This is a genomic window from [Zimmermannella] alba NBRC 15616 (genome assembly GCF_001570905.1).
GTDB lineage: Bacteria > Actinomycetota > Actinomycetes > Actinomycetales > Microbacteriaceae > Pseudoclavibacter > Pseudoclavibacter albus.
The window spans coordinates 68,814-88,161 of record NZ_BCSO01000009.1; the positions used below are offsets into that span (position 1 = coordinate 68,814).

Sequence of the window (19,348 nt, forward strand, 5' to 3'; positions counted from 1 at the left end):
CATTGAGTGGGGCGCTTACCCAATTGATTTGTAATCTTTGATGGGGAGGCCTCCCCATCAAAGAGAATGGAGCCGGAACCGTAACCTCCCCCGAGGTACTTGGTTCTGACACGGGGTGGATGCGGCGTGGCGCAGGGAATGTTTGGAGCTCACACTGACGAGTTGCGGTTGGTTGCTGAGTCGTTTTCGGAGGGAGGTGAGGTCCTCAGCCAGGTGAAGGGCCTCACCATCAGTGAAGTGCAGGGTGTTCGCTGGCTGGGGCATGACGCTACGGTCTTTCGTGGTTGGTATGGCGGCGATGTTGCATCGGCCATGGTGGAGCTCGCAGCGTTGCTTGGTGTCGTCTCAGGTAACGTTGCGCAGCAAGCTGGTGATCAGGACGCCACTAGCGCTGGCACAGGAACCACGGGCGCACACGTTGGGCTCCCGACGCAAGGAGGTCAACATGGGCCTCAATCGAAGCCTTCGAATGCTCCGGGTGGACCCAACGCGCCTCTGGGGCCGGGGCAGCCTCAGGTCGACTCGCGAATGGATGAAGCCTCTGGATTTGTCTACGACCGAATGAGCGAGTGGACACAGTCGAGTGCCTATCAGTTCATTTACAACGTCGCCCGACAGAACCCCGCGGTGTTCAATGAGCTTCTCGAAGCAGTTATCGATGCGAGGGCGGGTGACCCAGTGGCGGCAGCCAAAGCGCTGGCTCTTGGAGCTCTGTACCCCGACATGGTTATTGCTGCGTATAAGGGTTACGACCAATTCAAGACCGGCGGCCCGTGGGATATGAAGCCGTATTTGGCAGATGAATATGGTCACCCGCTCAATGAAGGTGCATTTGAAATGTCCGATAGCGAAGGTAACCGAATTCGATCGGACGCTTATGGCAATGTGGCCTTTGGTGCCATGCTGGCCAACGCCGGCGTGAGCGAGGAGGTTGCCCTGAAAGCCGCAAACGCAGGCGGGGGTGACGTTGGGCGTGGTGACGACCCGTTGGATGACGACGCTGTGAGAGCTGGTTACGACATGGTGCGTGAGTATCCTGGCGGCATGACGCGGGAGCAATTCCAAGAAGCGATGGACGATGCGCAGCTGCATGACTAGGCGGTCGCTCACCGTTGTGTGTGCTGTGAGCGCGCTGGCCCTCACGCTGTCGGGTTGCGCTGGCGAGCCGGCCTTCGAGACACCAATCAGATGGTCGGTGGTGACCAAGTTGGTGGGTGCAGAACGCGAAACTCGAATCTCAAGTGAAATCGAAGCGATTGACGAAATTATCATCGAGTTGAATGAAGGTGGTAAAGGTCAGGCCTCAGACCTGCCGCGTGGCCGTCTCGCTGAGCGAGCCGACGGCACGATTTGCACCGAGGTGACTGACGAAGCTCCCTATGCGGGGTCGATTACGTGGAAACCCCACGACTCCTGGGGCCTTGAAATCGCATACGACGGGGGGAGTGTGCTCGCGAACAGTGCGCCGGGTGTCGGTGGTAACGATTGGGGGGAATTGCGGATATTCCCGTGTGCCCTCGAATCTGCGTACTGGCGAATCGGTATCGAGTGTGGCCCACTTGGGGCAAATGCTGACACGGCATACGGCATCGAGCCGTGTCGTGCGGATTAAAGCTGAATCACGCGGCCGAGGTCGAGCTCGCGTGTTCTTGTGCAGGCGCACAGGATGCGTTCAGGGAGCTTGCCCCCGTGACAGGGTGCGAATTCAGGCCCGAGCGATACGCTGAACCGGTCTAGCCGCCTGGATCTGTCAGCCCAGAGGCACGCTTTCGATTGGAGACCACAATGACGTACCCGAACGAGGCTGAGCTCCTCGCCAAGGTCCCCACCCAGCTGTTCATTGGCGGTGAGTGGGTCGACGGCGACGAGCCGGCATTCGCAGTGAACGACCCCGCAACGGGCGAGGAACTCACGAAGGTTGCCAACGCAACTCCCGAGCAGGGCATAAAGGCGCTCGACGCTGCCGTTGCCGCTCAGGACGACTTCGCAAAGATGCCTGCTCGTCAGCGCGCCGAGATCCTCCGCAAGGCGTGGGAGATCCTCATGGAACGCCGCGACGAGATGGCCATGCTCATGACCCTCGAGATGGGCAAGCCGCTCGCCGAGGCTCAGGGCGAAGTCAACTACGGTGGCGAATTCCTCCGCTGGTTCGCCGAGGAAGCTGTGCGCGTGAACGGTCGCTACGGCCAGACCCCCGAGGGTAACGGCCAGATGATCGTCTCGAAGCACCCGCTCGGCCCCTGCTTCCTCATCACCCCGTGGAACTTCCCGCTCGCAATGGCCACTCGCAAGATCGCTCCGGCGATTGCCGCTGGCTGTACCTGCGTCGTGAAGCCCGCATCGCTCACGCCGCTCACGACCCTCTTCATGGTCAAGATCCTCGAAGAGGCTGGCCTCCCGAAGGGCGTCGTGAACGTCGTCACCACCCGCAACACCGGTGGCGTCTCGAGCCCGATCATCGCGGACCGTCGCCTCCGCAAGCTCTCCTTCACCGGCTCGACCGGCGTCGGCCAGAAGCTCATGCAGGAAGCCACGCAGAACGTCCTCCGCACCTCGATGGAGCTCGGCGGCAACGCCCCATTCGTCGTCTTCGAAGATGCCGACCTCGACAAGGCTGTCGACGGCGTCATCGCCGCGAAGTTCCGCAACATCGGCCAGGCCTGCACCGCCGCCAACCGCGTGCTCGTGCACGAGTCGATCGCCGACGAGTTCACGCAGAAGGTCGCCGACGTCGTCAAGGGCTACAAGCTCGGCCGTGGCACCGAAGAGGGCGTCACCATTGGGCCCCTCGTCGAGCAGAAGGCAGTCGACAAGGTTGCTGAGCTCGTGGACGACGCCGTTGCCAACGGCGCCGAGATCGTCGTCGGTGGCAAGCGCGTCGAGGGCCCGGGCTCGTTCTACGAGGCAACCGTCCTCAAGAACGTCACCCCCGAGCACAAGATCTTCAACGAGGAGATCTTCGGCCCCGTCCTCCCGATCGTCACCTTCAAGGACGAGGACGAGGCTGTCCGCCTCGCCAACGACACCGAGTACGGCCTCATGTCCTACGTCTTCACCGAGGACTTCAAGCGCGGCCAGCGCATGATCGACCTCCTCGAGACGGGCATGATGGGCCTCAACGTCGGCGTCCTCTCGAACGCAGCTGCACCGTTCGGTGGCGTGAAGATGTCGGGCATCGGCCGCGAAGGCTCGCACGAGGGCATCGAAGAGTACCTCTACACGAAGTACACGATGACGCCGAACCCCTTCGCCTAAGGCACTCTGCAGAAGGCCCGGCCGTCTTGGCCGGGCCTTCTGCGTGGGCGCGCTGACAAAAATGCACGCTTGGAGAGCTATCCCCCGTATATCGGGGGATACGCCACCAGGCGTGCATTTTTGACGCGTCGGCCGCCACCTGGCAGCGCAACTACTCGACTGGCTCCCACGGCCCGAGGTTCTTCGGATCTCCGAACCAGCTCTCGTAGAAGAGCCAGAAGTTGCGGTTGCCGAACGCCGAACACGAGTCCCCGTCCGGGTTTGTCGGGTTGAGGGCCGCCTCATTCGGCACGTACGGCGTGTAGTTGTAGAGTCCTGCCGTCGCCTGGTTCTCGATGAACACCTCGGCCTCGCCGCACTCTGGCGCATTCGCCTGGTAGGCAATGTGGTTCACGCGCCCCGCCTGCACGTTGAACTTGTGTGGCCGCTCCTTGTAGAGCTGGAACTGGTCGGCCGCGTGGTACACCTGGTTCGCGAATCCGGCGTAGTCGGGATGACACCGGCCGGGCCGTGCCGGGTCATCCGGGCAGGAGTACCCGGTCGCGCGGTCATATCGGTGCTCTTCCGGCGTGAGGTTCGAGACGAGTGACTGCTCCTTCTCGAGGAGCACGAGCAACACCTCCTGCGAGATGTTGCAGGCCTTCCCGACCCGGGCGATGATGAGCGCCGCGCTCGCACCGGGGACCGCGTCGATGCGCTCGCAGCGCGTGGATTCCGGGTAATCGGGCAGGTCCATTATGAAGTGGCGCAGACAGGGGCGCTCACCGGCATCCGGTTCGCAGTCCTGCTGTTTCTCGTTGAGGAAAGCCTGCACGCCCGAGGCATCGAGCGCGTCTCCGTTGAAGAAGTCGCGGTCCGAGATGAGGTAGCCCGCGTGGAAGCCGGGTTCGTGCTGGTTTTGGCGATCGACGATGACGATCCCGAGCCCGATGACGAGGGCCGCAGCCACCATCGCGCCGAGGGCGGCGAGTCGACGCTGTCGGCGGCGTTCCTTCGGCGTCAGCTTGTGGGTTCGCCCGGGGAAGAGCTTGTCGAGGAGCAACCCCACGTGCCGCATGAACGGCGACGTGGTGCGCGAGTTCCGCTTCGGCGTGCGCTTGCGGGAGGTGGATGCTGCGCGCCCACGCGGTGAGGACGTCTGACCGCCGGGCCGCTTCGGCTTCCGGACTGCATCACTCACGCGATCACCTGCACACTCGAGTTCATTCTCGGGAGTGGAATCGCGTAACCGGCTGGCTCGACGGAGACCGGGCCGCGCCCCCGGTCGAACAACCTAGCAAAGGTGCGATGCGCGATCAGCCTGCCGCACGGGGCAAGACGACACCGGGCGCACGTACAGCGCCGACCATCATCCGCACGCAAACGCGGGGTGGAGCAAGCCTTGCTCACTCCACCCCGCGTGAGATGTCAGCCGGCTACTTGGCGGTCACGCTCTTGCAGTACAGCAAGGTGTTGTTGCCCGGGCCTTCATTGCGTGCGGTGAGACACACGGTGTAGGTCCCAGAGGTCGGGAACGGCACGGTGGCGTCAAAACCGTGCCACTCGCCGATGCCCGTGTAGCGCTGCTCCACATCCGGGCGGTACGTGTTCGCGCGGATGTGCTGACCGTCTAGACCAAGCTTGGCGACCCAGACGTACAGCTGGGCCGAGGGGTCGCTCGCATCCGCAGCCCACCCAGTCAGACGCAGGCGGCCGTCCGACGCTGTGGCCGTGTCGAGGTGACCAACCGGCTGGTCACCGAGCGCGGACACCGTCTGACAGGGTAACTTTTTGTTGACGCCCGTGCCCCCGTTGACGAGGGTGATGCAGGCCTCGTGCTTGCCGCCCGAGACCGGCAGCAAGCCCGAGAAGCCCGTGTACAGGCTCGAACCCGGCCACGCCTTCTGGACGTCGGGGCGCGGCTGGTTCACGTTCCAGTGCTGGCCCTGGCCATCCACTGTGATCCAGATGTAGCGCGGGGCGCTTCCGTCGCGGTCGACCGTCCATCCCTCGAAGGAGATGTTCTTTGCGCCGCCCTTGACGGTGAAGTCGCCCACTGGTGACTCGCCGTCAACGAAGACCCGCTGGCAGCCGAACCGCGTGTGCTTCCCCTGACCGATGTTCGACGCAGTGACGCACACGTCGTGCCAGCCCTGCTTCGCCGACAACGTCGCATCGAAGCCGTGGTACTGGCCGTACTTCGGGTAGTTCGCGACGATGTCCGCGCGGGGCTTGTTGGCGTAAATGTGCTGGCCCTGGCCGTCGATCGTCACCCACATGTAGAGCGACCGCGTCGGCACGTCCATGTCGGCAGCCCAACCGCTCAGCGAGATCTGGAACTTTCCGCCGGTGAGCGAGTCGAGGTTGCCGAACGGGTCGTAGGGGGACGTGCCCGAACCGAACCAGTCGGTGTATTCACGCCAGAAATTACGGTTGCCGTAGGAGGAGCAGCCGTCTGAGGAACCGCCGTAGAGGTCCGCGAGGGCTGTCTGGTTCGGCACATACGGCGTGTAGATGTACAGCGCCGCCGTCGCCTGGTTCTGAATGTAGACGTTCGCGAAGGGGCACGCGCCGGTCTGCCAGGAGCTCGGGTGGTACGCGATCTTGTTGTAGCGGCCTGCCTGGTAGTTGTAGTCGGTCGGCTTCGCGCGGTATTCCTGGAATTGCCAGGATGCGTTGTAGAGCTGGTTGAAGAAGCCGGCGTAGTCGGGGTGGCAGAAGCCCGGGTTGTTCGGGTCATCCGGGCAGTAGTAGCCCATTGCCCGCTCGTAGCGCCACGGCGAGGGAGCGTTGAGCGTGATGAGGCTCGTCTCCTTCTGCAGCGTCACGATGAGCACCTTCGGGTTGATGCCGCACGACTTCGCGACCCCGACGATGATCTGAGCTGCTGTCTGGACGCCACCGCTGTAGCCGTTGCAGTAGGCGTTCGGGCCCCAGCTCGGCGTCTGCTGGTAGAAGTCCTTGAGGCAGGTGTACCCGGCCTGGCAGTTCGAGACCTTTGAATTGAGGAAGGCCTGGACCTCGGCCACCGTCATCGAGTTCGAGTTGTAGAACTCGGCGTCCGAGATGATCATCCCGGGATTGAAGTTGGCGGCGTTGGCGGCCTGGGCCTGCTCGGGCTGCTCGGGGGAGAAGGTGAACTCGACGGCGACGAGGGCGGTTGCGAGGACGAGGATGGCCGCGAAGGCGGCGAAGGCACGCGAGATGCGCGCGCGCAGTTCAGTACGCGCGGTCGTGGCCGTCATTACTCGTGCACCTCAACGGTTTCGGGGGCAGAGGTTCCGGCACGCTCCGAGTTCTGGAAGGTCACGGTGACCTTCCATGTGCCAGCGGTGACGCCCTCGATCATGATCGGCGGGCAGACGGTGGTCGTTGCATCGGGCTTGGCGTCACGCTCCGCCGTGAGCTTCGTGCCATCTTCGGCGACCGCGGTCGCGGTGCAGGTGCCTTCGCCGATGTAGTCGGCGACGAAGGAGCGCACCTCGATGCCACCGTTCATGGCTTCCGCGCCGGCAAGCGCGACGGTCACGCCGGGGAGGCCGGATGCAGGGTCGGTGCTCGGGGTGAAGCTCGGCTTCGCCTCAGCGGGCGGTGTGGTTGCCGACGGGTCCGTGTCGCCAGGGGCCGGGGAGGGCGTTGCGGACGCGGTGAGGATGGTCGGGGTGATGGTCGGCGAGGGGGAGGCGGGGGACCCTGCACCCTGGCAGCCGACAAGTGCCAGGGCGAGGAGAGCGCCGCTACTCAGGACAGCGGCGCGTCGACGCTCAGTGAAGCGCCGAGCGGACGGCGCGGAGGTAGCTCCGGCCGAAACGGTGCGAGGGTTCAAGTACGGCTCCTTCAGCCCATTCGTTCCAAGCGTTGATGATGACGATGCGGTGGTCGGGGTCACGATCGGCAACCGCGTTGGCGGCCGAACGCAGCCAGCGACGGAAGGTGTACGGGTTCGAGCCGTGCCAGAGGTCGGGCTCGTATTGACGCCGGGCGGTGTTGTCGAAGTTGACCATGGCGCCCGGGTAGTCGTTGTCGGGGAAATCGTTGATGTGGCGACGCTCGGCATCCCGCACCATCTCGTGGTAGTCGAAGATGTTGCCGTGCAGGTCGAGGCTCACCTCGAGGCCGTGGCGGTTCGCCGGGTAGTACTTGTGGTTGTGCGGCGGGAAGGCGATGAAACCCTGCACGCCGGCCGCCTCGTAGGAGGACTGCAAGCCGTCGAAGCTCGCGCCCACATCCACAGCGACGATGTGGAGCTCACCGACGCCCTCCTCGCGGGCACGCTTGCGCCAGTGCTCGAGCACCTTCGGGTAGTCGGGCATCTGCGCGATTCGGTATACGGCCAGGAGCGCACCGCCATCCACGCGCACGTAGCGCCGGTCCTTGAGCAGGTGCATGACGTCCTCGATGAACTGCTCGGCGGAAACCTTTTCGTATTCCTGCGCGATGAGGACGTGCTTTGAGGCGCCATCCCAGCGGCGCGTCCAGTTCTCGTTTGCCCACATGATGCAGAAGGGCTGGTCGAGATCGCTCTGGTGTAGGCGCTCGATGGGCATGTCCATGAGCTTCGTGCCGCTGAACCAGTAGTAGTAGTACATGAACGCACCGATACCGACACCGTTCGCGAGTTCAGTCTGTCGCTCACGCACCTCATCCAGGCGCAGATCGTAGAACCCGAGGTCGCTCGGCAGCAGCGGCTGGTTGTGACCGAGGAACATCGGACGGGCCTTCGCCACGTTCGTCCACTCGGTGAAGCCTTCGCCCCACCAAGCGTTGTTTTCGGTGAAGGGGTGGTACTGCGGCAGGTAGTACGCAACGGCGCGAGCGATGGGCTGCGGGTTCGCGAGGCGCTGCGTGAGCGCGTCCGAGTCGAGAGCGACGTCGGCGGTGATCTCGCTGCGCTCAACCGTCTCGAAGCCCGCCTCGGCGGCGAGGATGCCGATGAGACGCTCGACCGCGTGCGCTGTCGTGCCGTCAATCTGGCCGGCCTCGTCTTCAAAGTCGGGTGCATCAAGCTGCAGCGCGCGCAGGCCCTGCAGGATGAAGCCTCGGATCCAGTAGATGGAGCCGCTCGGGAAGCGCAGCGCGTTCGGGTCCTGCGGCACGACGAGTCGACGCAGCAGTTCGCCCGTGATCTCGAGGTCGCCGCCCCAGTGCTCGGGGCCGCAGATGGAGCCGTTCGAGGTGACGGTGCCGATGTGCGGGTTTTCGAGGATGCCCGAGATGATGTCCGAGACATTCTCGGGGGATCCGAGGAGGTCTCGGTAGAAGCCCTGCTTCCACTCTTCGCCCGTGCCCTCAAGCTCGTGCGACTCGCGCCATTCGCTCTTCTTCGTGTGGAGTTTGAAGATGAGGTCGTAGTCGTCGAGCCAGCCCGCGTTCACGAGCTGCACCATCGGCCAAATGTCGCGGCCCCGGTTCTCAACGTCGACGAGGCGGTGGTTGCGGCAGGCGGTCTCCTCGAGGCCCTCGAGCGTGACGTTGGTGCCGGAAGCGTTCGTCACGAAGAGGTCGAAGGGGACGGGGATGGCCTTGAGCTCGCGGATGAGCTCGGGCACGAGGTCCGTGAAGTACACGTGCATGACGACCGCGATCGGGGCGGGTGCGTCAAAGGCGGGGTGGTCGACGCGCCAGCGGCTCGGGAAGCCAACGAAGGTGCGGCCTTCGCGGCGCTCGAGGTACTTCGCGAAGCTCGCTGCGAGGTGGTCGTTCTTCGTCTCTGCGGGAGCCGCAGCAATGCGGCGGCCAAGTTTCTGGCGGGCGTTCGCAACCCGGGTGAGGACGCCGGCCTTGGTGATCTTGCGCATATTGCCTGCTTCCTTAACTAGAGCCATTCCGTGATGTCGATCTGGAATTCGCGTTCAAGAATTCCGGGGATGCGATCACCGTGGACGAAAAACTGCGGGTGGACGATGAGCTCGCGCTTGATGAGCGGTACGTCGAGCTCGAGGAGCTTGTGCCAGCCAAGCAGCGACGGGTTTTCGCCGAAGCCTGCCGCGACGGCGCCGTCGATGTGGGCGGTCGTCACGAAGCCTTCGACGTGGAGCGCGCGGGCGAGGCCCATTTCGTAGCGGCGGATGACGGCACCCTTGTCGGCTTCGACGCGCACTTGGCTCCAGAAGTCGTGGAAGACGGGGGAGGTGACGACGGGGCGGTGGAAGCCCATAAAGAATGATTGGACGTGCGGCTCGAACTGGTGGGTGCGAGTGAGACCCCACGCTTCGCCCATCGAGCTCTCGAAGCCCTGAATGACCGATTCGAGCGACCAGAACGGCCCAAGCATCGAGTCGTTCACGATGAGAAGCTTGTCAACGCCAAGGAGCTTCGGTTCTTCAGTGAGGGCGACCGCCCAGGAGCCAAAGTCGTAGCCGATGTTGGGCTTCCGGAGCACGGCAACATCGCTCGGTGCTTCGCCATGCCACTCGAGCGGGGCAGGGTCGGGGCAGGCAGAGGAGAGGACGACGAAGTACCCGTTGCGGTTGAGTTCGCGGACGAGCTCGGTTACCGACTTGGAGAGCTTCGGCGTAGCGGAAAACTGTGCCACGAGCGCGGCCTTCTCGACCCCGAACGGCATTCGCGCAGTCTCCCAGCGAAGGTCTGGTGCCAGGTGGCGGTGCAGGGTGCTCGTGATGCGGGGCTCACGGGAGAACAGGCGGGGGAGCGACACCATCAGCGGACCCGACGCGAGAGGCGGCGAAGCGGCTGCGTGAGACGCCAGGAGGCGGAGCCGCGGAGCTCCTGGACCTGGCGGGCGAAGTGGACGGCGCTCGACTGCTCTGCCGAGAGGCGCTGCGTGAGCTCTTCGTTGACGGCCTTGGCGTTGCGAAGTTCTGCGCGAAGGCGGCGGACCTCGCCGCGGAGGCGCTCGAGTTCAGCCTGGTTGTCCATGGGGTCTCCTCGTGCGGGCGTCGGCGGGCGTAGAGCGCGCTCGCGTCGAGCGCGGACGCACCGTCGAAAAGTGTAACTGCCGCCTCTGATTGAGCCGCTGAACAACTCGAGTGCTCAGTGATCTCGATACGCGCTTCGCGCTACTCGATCCGCTCAGCGGGAGTGACGGGGGAGGACGAGATCCCAGAGGGCGTGCCACACCGCGCGCACCTCGGGCCACCGGCGCCCCGCAAGCGCACGGAAGAAGCGGAGCTTCGTGCGCAGGATCGCGGTCATCCCCATCCGGAGTCCGCCGTGGCGCCAGGCCACGAGCATCCGGTTGCGCGCATTCCACCGCAAGAACTGCTCGGATGCCGTGCCGGAACTGGCCGCGTGCTCATGCTCGACCACCGCTTGCTCGGCGTAGCGAATCTGCCAGTGGGCTGTCCGCAAACGCCACGACAGGTCTGTGTCTTCGTAGTACATGAAGAGGCGCTCATCGAAGAGGCCGACCTCATCGAGGGCTGTCCGCCGCAGCATCGCGGCACCCCCGCAAAAGCCGAAGACTTCTTCGCGCGCCCGGATATCGGCAGGGGCGAGCCAGTCACGGTCGGCGCCGTTGCCGGAACGGTCGACGATATTGCCGGTCGAGTTGATGCGCACGGTGCCGTGCTCGTCATCCCGGACCACTGCGTGCCGACGGCCTCGGCGGAGGATCCGCTCGCCCAGCTCGGCTGCCTCCTGCAACTCCGCGGGTGAGAGTTCGCGCCAGCGTCCAGCCAAGAGGATGCGGCTCGTCACCGCGGCAACACGCTCATTGCCTGGCGCCTCAAGCACCGCTCGCAGCTCGCGCAGCCAGCCGTCTCGGATGACCGCGTCATTGTTGAGGAGCGCCACGTACGGGGACTCACTCGCACGGATGCCCGCATTCACGCCGCCACCAAAGCCAAGGTTCTCTGGCAACGGGATGACGCGAACGCGCGGCTCGGCGCCGAAACGCTCCGCAAACACGGTCAACGAGTCATCCTCGGAGCCGTTATCCACGATGATGATCTCGGCATCCGGCTCGCCGCTGCGCTGCAGAAGGCTCTCCACTGCGCGTGACGTAAGCTGTGGGCCATTCCAATTGACGACGATCGCGGTGATCGAGGGCACGACGTCCTCCTCTGCGGCGCCGCTCGCGTCGCGGCGCGCCCGCGAAGCACGATACCCGCAGATTGGACCCTATGACCATCAATGAGCTCGAGCTCGCCCAGCAGCGTGCGCAGATCAGAGCAGCTCGACTCGAGCAGCAGCCTCTCGAAGAGATCGGCCCCCGCGGCGGATTCTTCACCGGCCCGCTCCTCGCGGCGCGCGAGCTCTTCCGGCACCGGAGTCTGCTCGACCTTCTTGTACGCCGCGAACTCAAGGCGAAGTACAAGGACTCGGCGCTCGGCTTCTTGTGGAGCCTCTCGCGCCCGCTCACGCAGCTGCTCATCTACGCGCTCGTGCTCGGTGAATTCCTTGGTGCTTCGCGCAGCATCTCGCACTTCGCGATTTTCATCTTCTCGGGCCTCACGGTCTACGGCCTGTTCTCGGAGCTCGTCATGACCGGCACCGCGGCGATCGTCGCAAACACGGGCTTGGTGAAGAAGGTCTATCTGCCGCGCGAGATTTTCGCTGCGGCCACCGTTGGCGGTGCGCTCTTTAACTTCGTCATCCAACTTGCACTCCTCGCCATCGCAGCTGTCGTGATGGGCACCTTCCACGCGGGCGGCAACCTGCTCTACGCAGTGCTCGGCTTCCTGGTCGCGCTCGTGTGGGGCTTCGCGATGGGCCTCGCGCTCGGCGCCGCCAACGTCTACCTGCGCGACATGCAGTACACGGTCGAAATCATCGTGACGCTGCTCATGTGGTTCTCGCCGATCGTGTACTCGTGGACCTTTGTGCCGGGTGCCTTCGCCCAGTTCGGCTGGCCGGACTGGCTCTTCGACGTCTACATGGCGAGCCCGATCACGCTCGCGGTCATCGCGTTCCAGTACGCCTTCTGGGGTGCTGCGCCGGGTGCCATGTATCCCGACCACCTCGGCCTCCACCTGGTCATCGCGTTCCTCGTGGGCTGCGTTGCGCTCTGGCTTGCCCAGCGCATCTTCGCGAAGCTCGAGGGCAACTTCGCGCAGGAGCTCTAATGACGAACCAGCCAGTTGTGATCGACGTCCAGAACGTCTCCAAGCGCTTCGTGATCCGCAAGGACAAGACGCTCAAGGAGCGCCTCCTCAATCCCGGCCGATCGCGCCAGAACCGCGAAGACTTCTGGGCGACGCGGGAGCTGTCCCTGCAGATTGAGGCGGGTCAGACGGTAGGCCTCATCGGCCCGAACGGTGCCGGCAAGTCGACGCTCTTGAAGCTCATCGGTGGCATCATCCAGCCGACGACCGGACGCGTGCTCAGCCGCGGCCGTCTCGCCGCGCTCCTCGAGCTCGGTGCCGGCTTCCACCCCGACCTCACGGGCCGCGAAAACGTCTACCTCAACGCCGCGATCCTCGGGCTCACGCGCGAGCAGACTGACGAACACTTCGAAGACATCGTCGAGTTCTCCGGCATTCGTGAGTTCATCGACACCCAGGTGAAGTTCTACTCCTCGGGTATGTACGTGCGCCTCGCCTTCGCGGTCGCGATTCACGTGGACCCGGACATCCTCCTTGTCGACGAAGTGCTTGCCGTTGGCGACGAGGCGTTCCAGAAGAAGTGCCTCGACAAGATCCAGTCCTTCCAGGAGGAAGGCCGCACGATCGTGCTCGTTTCGCACTCGCTCGGTCAGGTTGAGTCGCTCTGCACGCGCGTCGTCGTGCTCGGTCAGGGTTCGGTCGTGTTCGATGGCGACCCCCACGAGGGCGTGAAGCTCCTACGCTCGGGCTTTGAAACGCTCGACGAAGCCGAAGAGGCAAAGGCTCGCCTTGAGCGCGAGCGTCTGCGTGACGCTGAAGTGAAGCGTCTGTCCGAGCGCGTGAAGATCGGTGAGATCCGAACGAGCGCGGATGCGGAGGGGCTCGATTCCGGCGGCAACCTCACGATCGAGGTCGACATCGACGCACGCGAGCACCTCGAGGCTTGGGACCTCGGCGTGACCGTGACGAACTCGCTCCAGCAGATGGTGACCGGTACGACCGCCCACCGGGCTGGCCTCAAGGGCATCCCGGTCGAGGGTCGTCAGACCCTCACCTTCGAGCTGCCGCGACTGCCGCTTGGCGCAGGTGAATACACGGTGAGTGCCGCCATGTTCGACGATGAGTACCGTGAGATTGACCGTGCCGAGAGCGCGACCTCGTTCTCGGTGCACTGTGACAAGGCATCCATGGGGCCGCTCTACACGCCAGCACGCGGCGAGATCGCTCCCAGTGGGGACTCCGAGGCACTTCGCCGATAATGGACGCACGAGAGGAAGGCGGAAGCACCATGGCAGCGCAAGGACCCATCATCCTCACGCTCATGGTCCGCGATGAAGTGGACATCATTGCCGCGATGATCGAGCATCACCTCGCGCAGGGTGTCGATCACATCATCGTGACCGACAACGCCTCCGTTGACGGCACGCGTGAGATTCTCGCGAAGTACGAGAAGCTTGGTGTGCTGGAGCTCCACGACGACCCGCGGCACGAGAAGCAGCAGTCGGAGGTCGTCACAAAGATGGCGCGCCGCGCCGCGGAAGAGCTCGGCGCAAGCTGGGTCATCAACGCGGATGCCGACGAGTTCTGGGTCCCCGCTGACCGCACGCGCACCCTCGCTGAGGTGCTCCGCGAGCTGCCCGATGACATCCAGTCGCTCCGCATCCCCGTGAAAAACGTCCTCGCGAGCGCGACCGAGAAGGGTCCCGTGCTCGGTGGCCTTCGCTGGCGCGACGAGCGCGACGAGGAAGCCCTTCGCACGGTTGGCCTGCACGCGCAGCCGACGCCGAACATGCTCGTGCGCGGCGTCCCCGGCCTCGAAATCGCACAGGGCAACCACTTCTCGAACCTGCCCGTCACTGAGGAAGCACCCAAGAGGCTTGGCGTCGAAGTGCTCCACGTGCCGTTCCGCTCGTGGGAGCGCTACGAGACCCGTGTCGTGAACACGGGCGAGGGGTACCTCGCGAGCCCGCACCTCAAGCCGTCTCCGCGCCACCACGGCATGCGCGACTACCGCTGGCTCAAGGCTGGCGTGCTCGAACCGTTCTACGTGGCTCGCTTCCCGGCACCGGACGACACGAAGCCCGCTGGTTTCGTCGAGGACACCTGGTTGACTGAGCACCTCACCGAACTGGTGAAGACGGCCAAGCTCCCGGATGAGCTCAAGAAGCTCCTCGTGAAGCCAGCAGCCTTCCCGAACGAGGCGACGCTGCGTGCCGCGCACGCCGAACTCGGCCCCGGTTTTGGCGGCATCGAGTCGACATGGGCGGGCGACATGACCGGCATGCAGGCCGCAGTCGACCAGCTCATCCAGCAGCGTGACGAACACGTCATGCAGATCGAAGGCATGCGCTACGCAGAAGGACTCCTGCGCGCCGAGAACGACGAACTCAAGAGCCGCGTCGAATCGCTCACTGCTGCCCTCGAACTCACTCGCAAGAACCTCGAGCAGATGCAGGGCTACACGGCGCGCGCCATGGGCGATCGCAGTGTCCGACTCGGTCTTGCCGCTGGCAACGCCATCCGCCGTGTGCGCGGGATTGTCCGAGGTAAGCCGTGACCTCAGCCGATCTCGACCAGCTCTCGCCCGACGAACTCGCCTCGCTTGGCCGTCGGGTCCTCATCGACGCGACAGCGATGCCTGCCCAGCTGGGCGGTGTCGGGCGGTACCTCGAGGGCATCCTGCAGGGCTTTGAAGAGATCGGATTCGTGCCGTGGGTGGTGGCAAAGCCCGCCCACGTGCGTCACTTCCGCCGCCTCGCTCCCTCGCCGCGCTACCTGCAGGCCCCGTCGTGGCTTGCGGCTCGTGGTGGTCGCTTCGCCTGGGAGCAGCTGGGACTTCCGCGTCTTGCCAAGCGTATCGGCGCGGATGTCATCCACTCGCCCCACTACACCTTCCCCGTGAAGTTCGGCGGCCGCCGCGTGGTGACGATCCACGACGCGACCGCGATCACCGATCCGCAGACACACTCGCGCATGAAGGCGAGCTTTTTCACGTGGTGGCTCAAGCGCGGCTACCGCTCTGACGTCCAGCTCATTGCCCCGAGCCAGGCGACGGTGGACCTCGTCACCGAGCGACTCGGCGACCCGAAGAGTCCCGTCGAGGTCGTGCACCACGGCGTCAACTCGTCGATTTTCTACCCGCCCAGCGAGGCAGAGGTGCACGAGTTCCGCCAGTCGGTCGGCCTCGCCGACGATGAGCACTGGATTGCGTTCCTCGGCACGATTGAGCCGCGTAAGCAGGTGCCGATGCTGCTGGAGGCGCACGCGAAGCTGCGTGCCGAGAACCCTGCCACGCCGACGCTCCTCATCGGTGGCCAGCGCGGATGGGATGCCGACGCGATCCGCATGCTCGACGAGCACCCAGCCGGCGTGAAGGAACTCGGTTACCTGCGGCTTGAACAGCTGCGTGCCCTGCTCGGTGGCTCCGACCTCGTCGTGTACGCCTCGCTCGCCGAAGGCTTTGGCCTTCCCGTACTCGAAGCTATGCAGTGTGCGGCGCCCGTGCTCACGACCCGCGCCACGGCGCTGCCCGAGGTTGGCGGCGAGGTTGCCGCGTATGTCGACGGCAAGGACGCTGACGAGCTCGCTGACGAGATCCGTCGTCTCCTCGAGCATCCCGAAGAACGGGCCGAACGAGCCGCCGCAGGGCCCGACCGAGCAGCCCGCTTCACCTGGACTCAAGCTGCCCACGCGCACGCTGTGGCGTATCGAACGAAGTAGCCCATGATCCCGAGTCGCTCTGAACTTGCAAACCTTCTCGGCCGGACGCCTGTGCTTGGGCCTCGCGTGCGGGTGAGGCTCCAGGCGAGGCGAGCTGCCCAAGCTGACCTTCACGAGCGCGCCCGCCGTGCCGAGCGCATTGAATCGTTTCATGCGTACAAGATGCTGTATCCGCTGCCGCCCAAGCCCTCGATGATCATTGGACAGCCGAGCAATGACTCGTGGGCAGTCGTGATGTGCTTGTGGAATCGTCCGAGTCGGATTGATGAGATCCTCGACATGCTGGCGCGCCAGGAAGGGCTCGATCGCCCTATCCGGCTCGTGCTGTGGAACAACTGCCAGGACGACCGCGAGCACTACGAGTCCGCACTGTTGCGCTTCGAGGTGAAGGGTGCGCTCGGCTCGGTCGAGATCGTGCAGAGTCCTCGCAATATTCGCGGCGTCGGCCGGTTCATCAACGCACGACGCCTAGTGGATGAGGGGTATCGAGGCTCGCTCATCATGCTCGATGATGACGAAGACATCCCGAGCGACGGCATTGCGCGGCTGGTTGCTTCTGGCGGCGAACGGACGATCGCGAGCTGCTGGGCTTGGCAGGCGGATGACGACGACTACTGGCAGCGCGACCGGGCCTCTGCTGGTGAGTGGGCGAACTACGCGGCCACGGGCGGCGCTGTGGTTGACAGCTCCATTTTCGGGCAGGACCTCTTCTTCCGTCTCTTGGACGAAGAAGGCCTTTACATCGAGGACGTGTGGCTTTCTCGCTTTGCGCTCTCGCAGGGGTGGACGCTGCGCGGCAGCGATGTGGTTGTTGATTTTGTACTCCACGAGACCAACCAGTTCCACGGACTCATTTGGGACAAAGTCCACTACTGGAAGATGTTGAAGACCACGTTCCCGCTTCCTGAGGGGTATCGACGCCTTCGGCCTGAACCCGAGCAAGGGTTGGAGTCGTGAGCACGCTCCGGATTCTGCTTGACCAGCTTGTCGCACCGGTCCCCGGCGGCATTGGCCGCTATGCCGAAAACCTCACGCGCGAACTTGTGCGGAATGCACCGAGTGGCTGGACGGTGGAAGGTGCGCTGCCCGCAGTGTCGCGCGCGGAAGCCGCCCGCGTGGAGGCACGGCTGCCGGAGCTTTCGGCGATCCGCCACCTCGGTTTGCCCCGGAAGGTGCTCGCGGAGGCCTGGCGGCACGGCGCCGCGACGGGTGGCGCCGGCGTCGACGCTGATGCCGTGTTCGCGCCGAGCCTGTTTGCCCCGCTGTCGCTTCGTTCGAAGCCCACGACGGTCACGATCCACGACCTCGTGCCATGGCGTCATCCTGGAACGCTCACTTTGCGCGGCGCGAACTGGCACCGCGATATGGGGGCGCGGGCAGCGAAGCGTGCCGCGGCGATCACGACCCCGACGAACTGGGTTGCGCGTGAGCTTGCGAAGGAGCTGCAGCTGGACGAGCTGCCGCATGTGGTGTCGGGCGCCCCGAGCCCTGAACTTGTGCCGCTCGTTCGAGAGGCCGCTGAAGAGGTGGCCGATCGTCACCGCCTCCCCGAGCACTTCATCCTCGCCGTGGGCACGCTCGAGCCGCGCAAGCGTCTCGCGTCGCTTGTGCGGGCGCTCGCTCGGCCTGACCTTGAGCACGTGCACCTCGTTGTGGCTGGTCCTGAAGGCTGGGGTGAGACCTCACTCGGTGATGTGGCGCTGGATGCCGGCATTACCCCCGCACGTGTGCAGGCGCTCGGCTTCATTTCGGATACCGATCTTGCAGCGCTCTACCGTCTAGCGGATGCGTTCGTCATGCCGAGCCTCGACGAGGGTTTCGGTCTTCCTGTGGTCGAAGCGATGAAGCTCGGCTGCCCGGTCGTGCACTCGAATGCTGGCGCGCTCGTCGAGGTTGCTGGTGGCGCGGGCGTGGCGGTGGAGCTTGAGGATGTTGCCGGAGGCGAGCCCGAGGAGATCTACGTGGCACGCCTCGCGGAGACAATCGGCAATGTGATTGAGGATGAACCGCTTCGGGCTCAGCTCGCGGAGCGTGGTCGGGCTCGTGCTGCCGAGTTCACCTGGGCCCGCTCGGCCGAAGAGATGTGGAAGGTCATTCTCTCGACGCAGTAGGCACGCCGGTTGCGCCGTTGCGGCGGCTTGGTTCGGGGTGGTGCGTTGAAGGGCGCACGGTGAGGGAGACGAGTGTGAAGGACACGGCACGGCATCCGGAGCACGGCTCGTCGCGCCGCAGTTTTGCGACGTCCGTGTCGGGGCAGCTGTTGCCGCCGAAGCTGCAGCAGCAGTTGCGTGCTGAGGGACGTCGCTTCCTGGAGCTTGCGCCGAAGGCAGATGACGTGTGGCTGCACTACATGGAGGTCGCGCACGGTTGACGGATTCGCCAGGTGACGGACCAGTCCCAGAACTACCCCTTCGTGCCAGCGACGCAGTCGATCGCGCTCAACGCAACAAATGTGTTCGAGGGCGGGAATAACCGTCAGCTCGCGGCCTGCTACACGGAGGCGACGCGCTCGCGGATTGCTGCGGATGCGGAGCGGCTCGCGCGCTATTGGTGGCGCGCCCCGCTGATCAATACACGATGCATTGCGGATGAGGTGAATCCAGGCTCGCCCAGTCAATATGTTGCGGGCCGCCGGTATGAAAATCCGGAGCGATCACTTGCCAGGTGATGTGCCGTCTCATGAATGCCGGGAGAAACGTAAAGGCAGGAACATGAGCACGACAGCGCACATGAAGATCGACAGGCTCGGTAAGACATAGTTCTGCGGTGAAGTAGAACCGCCAGGAGAATCGGCGAGGCTCAGGAGGAGCCCACCCGCAGCAACGCCTAACGATTGACCCAACTGCCGAGCTGTGGAAGCGGAGGAACCTGCGACCCCGGACTGCCGTTTTGGCAAACTTGACATCGCCATGACATTGACGGGTGCATTCGCTGCGCCAAAGCCGAACCCCATAAGCGATGTACCCACGACGTAGGTGAAAATAGCAACGGCGGGTGAATCAGAAACTGTTTGGAAAACAACGCCTGCTCCGGCCACTGTGAGTCCGCAACCGAGGAGCATCGCTGCAACTTGAACGACTCGACGTGCAGCGTCGGGCATCTCGTGCGCACCCGCCCACGTGGCACCCCAAGCTGTCGCAGCTGCGAGAGGGACGCAGCCGAAACCCGCGACTGCTGCGGGGAGTTGGGCTGCATCCTGCAGGAACAGGGAACTGAGAAAAACGGTAGCTCCAAGGGCAACATAGTTCGTGAAGCCGATGGCCAGCGCGGCGGCATAGTTGGGGTTCCGCCAGGCACAGGGGGGGATGACAGGGTGAGACGTCGTTCGATCCCGGTGGATCCATAGCGTTCCGCAAACAGGGAGTGCGAACGCGAGTGATGCCTTCAGC

General features: G+C 64.5%; 19 protein-coding genes. 11 read left to right on the forward strand and 8 right to left on the reverse strand.

Features of this window, described 5'->3' with window-relative positions:
* The first annotated feature begins 126 nt into the window (after nt 1-126).
* The 3 genes from ZAL01S_RS07120 (at nt 127) to ZAL01S_RS07130 (ending at nt 3,255) form a co-directional block, all read left to right on the forward strand.
* Nucleotides 127-1,098, forward strand: coding sequence for a polymorphic toxin type 44 domain-containing protein (locus ZAL01S_RS07120; protein WP_066081714.1), 972 nt, complete (start codon nt 127-129; stop codon nt 1,096-1,098).
* 25 nt (nt 1,099-1,123) lie between these two features.
* Entirely contained in the window at nt 1,124-1,612 is a 489-nt protein-coding gene (locus ZAL01S_RS07125; RefSeq protein WP_159421629.1) for a hypothetical protein, read from the forward strand.
* Between the two features lie 173 nt (nt 1,613-1,785).
* Complete coding sequence (locus ZAL01S_RS07130; protein WP_066081718.1) at nt 1,786-3,255, forward strand: NAD-dependent succinate-semialdehyde dehydrogenase; 1,470 nt, start codon at nt 1,786-1,788, stop codon at nt 3,253-3,255.
* 151 nt (nt 3,256-3,406) lie between these two features.
* On the opposite strand, the gene ZAL01S_RS07135 is transcribed toward ZAL01S_RS07130, so the two are convergent.
* The 7 genes from ZAL01S_RS07135 to ZAL01S_RS07165 form a co-directional block, all read right to left on the reverse strand.
* Nucleotides 3,407-4,435 (reverse strand): hemagglutinin, encoded by a 1,029-nt coding sequence (locus ZAL01S_RS07135; protein ID WP_159421630.1) that lies wholly within the window; start codon nt 4,433-4,435, stop codon nt 3,407-3,409.
* Between the two features lie 235 nt (nt 4,436-4,670).
* A complete protein-coding gene (locus ZAL01S_RS07140; RefSeq protein WP_066081722.1) occupies nt 4,671-6,479 on the reverse strand; it encodes a hypothetical protein in 1,809 nt (602 codons plus the stop codon).
* Nucleotides 6,479-7,060 carry a hypothetical protein gene (locus tag ZAL01S_RS07145; protein ID WP_066081724.1) on the reverse strand — a complete coding sequence of 194 codons (582 nt, stop codon included), beginning with the start codon at nt 7,058-7,060 and terminating at the stop codon, nt 6,479-6,481. Before ZAL01S_RS07145 ends, ZAL01S_RS07140 begins: the two co-directional genes overlap by 1 nt.
* The gene (locus ZAL01S_RS07150; protein WP_066081726.1) at nt 6,999-9,032 is read right to left on the reverse strand and encodes a glycoside hydrolase family 99-like domain-containing protein; all 2,034 of its coding nucleotides are present in this window, start codon (nt 9,030-9,032) and stop codon (nt 6,999-7,001) included. The genes ZAL01S_RS07145 and ZAL01S_RS07150 overlap by 62 nt, the downstream gene beginning before the upstream one ends.
* Before the next feature lie 17 nt (nt 9,033-9,049).
* On the reverse strand, nt 9,050-9,895 hold the full coding sequence (locus ZAL01S_RS07155) for a rhamnan synthesis F family protein (protein ID WP_066081728.1): 846 nt from the start codon (nt 9,893-9,895) through the stop codon (nt 9,050-9,052).
* The gene (locus ZAL01S_RS07160; RefSeq protein ID WP_066081730.1) at nt 9,895-10,113 is read right to left on the reverse strand and encodes a hypothetical protein; all 219 of its coding nucleotides are present in this window, start codon (nt 10,111-10,113) and stop codon (nt 9,895-9,897) included. Before ZAL01S_RS07160 ends, ZAL01S_RS07155 begins: the two co-directional genes overlap by 1 nt.
* Nucleotides 10,114-10,266: 153 nt before the next feature.
* The gene (locus ZAL01S_RS07165) at nt 10,267-11,247 is read right to left on the reverse strand and encodes a glycosyltransferase family 2 protein (RefSeq protein ID WP_066081732.1); all 981 of its coding nucleotides are present in this window, start codon (nt 11,245-11,247) and stop codon (nt 10,267-10,269) included.
* A 71-nt stretch (nt 11,248-11,318) separates the two neighbouring features.
* On the opposite strand from ZAL01S_RS07165, the gene ZAL01S_RS07170 reads away from it, so the two are divergent.
* The 8 genes from ZAL01S_RS07170 to ZAL01S_RS10340 all read left to right on the forward strand — a co-directional run bounded on the left by ZAL01S_RS07170 (nt 11,319) and on the right by ZAL01S_RS10340 (nt 18,627).
* Nucleotides 11,319-12,260 (forward strand): ABC transporter permease, encoded by a 942-nt coding sequence (locus ZAL01S_RS07170; RefSeq protein WP_066081734.1) that lies wholly within the window; start codon nt 11,319-11,321, stop codon nt 12,258-12,260.
* On the forward strand, nt 12,260-13,498 hold the full coding sequence (locus tag ZAL01S_RS07175) for an ABC transporter ATP-binding protein (protein WP_066081736.1): 1,239 nt from the start codon (nt 12,260-12,262) through the stop codon (nt 13,496-13,498). Before ZAL01S_RS07170 ends, ZAL01S_RS07175 begins: the two co-directional genes overlap by 1 nt.
* A 29-nt stretch (nt 13,499-13,527) precedes the next feature.
* Nucleotides 13,528-14,796 (forward strand): glycosyltransferase family 2 protein, encoded by a 1,269-nt coding sequence (locus tag ZAL01S_RS07180; RefSeq protein WP_159421631.1) that lies wholly within the window; start codon nt 13,528-13,530, stop codon nt 14,794-14,796.
* Nucleotides 14,793-15,959, forward strand: coding sequence for a glycosyltransferase family 4 protein (locus ZAL01S_RS07185; protein WP_066081740.1), 1,167 nt, complete (start codon nt 14,793-14,795; stop codon nt 15,957-15,959). The genes ZAL01S_RS07180 and ZAL01S_RS07185 overlap by 4 nt, the downstream gene beginning before the upstream one ends.
* A gap of 3 nt (nt 15,960-15,962) precedes the next feature.
* On the forward strand, nt 15,963-16,916 hold the full coding sequence (locus ZAL01S_RS07190) for a glycosyltransferase family 2 protein (protein WP_066081742.1): 954 nt from the start codon (nt 15,963-15,965) through the stop codon (nt 16,914-16,916).
* Nucleotides 16,913-18,070 carry a glycosyltransferase family 4 protein gene (locus ZAL01S_RS07195; protein ID WP_066081744.1) on the forward strand — a complete coding sequence of 386 codons (1,158 nt, stop codon included), beginning with the start codon at nt 16,913-16,915 and terminating at the stop codon, nt 18,068-18,070. Before ZAL01S_RS07190 ends, ZAL01S_RS07195 begins: the two co-directional genes overlap by 4 nt.
* 74 nt (nt 18,071-18,144) lie before the next feature.
* Nucleotides 18,145-18,330 carry a hypothetical protein gene (locus tag ZAL01S_RS07200; protein ID WP_066081746.1) on the forward strand — a complete coding sequence of 62 codons (186 nt, stop codon included), beginning with the start codon at nt 18,145-18,147 and terminating at the stop codon, nt 18,328-18,330.
* 12 nt (nt 18,331-18,342) lie between these two features.
* Nucleotides 18,343-18,627, forward strand: coding sequence for a hypothetical protein (locus ZAL01S_RS10340; RefSeq protein ID WP_159421632.1), 285 nt, complete (start codon nt 18,343-18,345; stop codon nt 18,625-18,627).
* Between the two features lie 9 nt (nt 18,628-18,636).
* On the opposite strand, the gene ZAL01S_RS09810 is transcribed toward ZAL01S_RS10340, so the two are convergent.
* On the reverse strand, nt 18,637-19,348 hold a 712-nt coding region (locus ZAL01S_RS09810), incomplete at its 5' end, for an MFS transporter (RefSeq protein ID WP_159421633.1).

Bases quoted from the DNA above. Each gene is read 5' to 3' on its own strand.
- ZAL01S_RS07190 (WP_066081742.1), top strand. From the start codon at position 15,963: ATGATCCCGAGTCGCTCTGAACTTGCAAACCTTCTCGGCCGGACGCCT.
- ZAL01S_RS07160 (WP_066081730.1), bottom strand. From the start codon at position 10,113: ATGGACAACCAGGCTGAACTCGAGCGCCTCCGCGGCGAGGTCCGCCGC.
- ZAL01S_RS07130 (WP_066081718.1), top strand. From the start codon at position 1,786: ATGACGTACCCGAACGAGGCTGAGCTCCTCGCCAAGGTCCCCACCCAG.
- ZAL01S_RS07180 (WP_159421631.1), top strand. From the start codon at position 13,528: ATGGCAGCGCAAGGACCCATCATCCTCACGCTCATGGTCCGCGATGAA.
- ZAL01S_RS07140 (WP_066081722.1), bottom strand. From the start codon at position 6,479: ATGACGGCCACGACCGCGCGTACTGAACTGCGCGCGCGCATCTCGCGT.
- ZAL01S_RS07155 (WP_066081728.1), bottom strand. From the start codon at position 9,895: ATGGTGTCGCTCCCCCGCCTGTTCTCCCGTGAGCCCCGCATCACGAGC.
- ZAL01S_RS07175 (WP_066081736.1), top strand. From the start codon at position 12,260: ATGACGAACCAGCCAGTTGTGATCGACGTCCAGAACGTCTCCAAGCGC.
- ZAL01S_RS07150 (WP_066081726.1), bottom strand. From the start codon at position 9,032: ATGCGCAAGATCACCAAGGCCGGCGTCCTCACCCGGGTTGCGAACGCC.
- ZAL01S_RS07170 (WP_066081734.1), top strand. From the start codon at position 11,319: ATGACCATCAATGAGCTCGAGCTCGCCCAGCAGCGTGCGCAGATCAGA.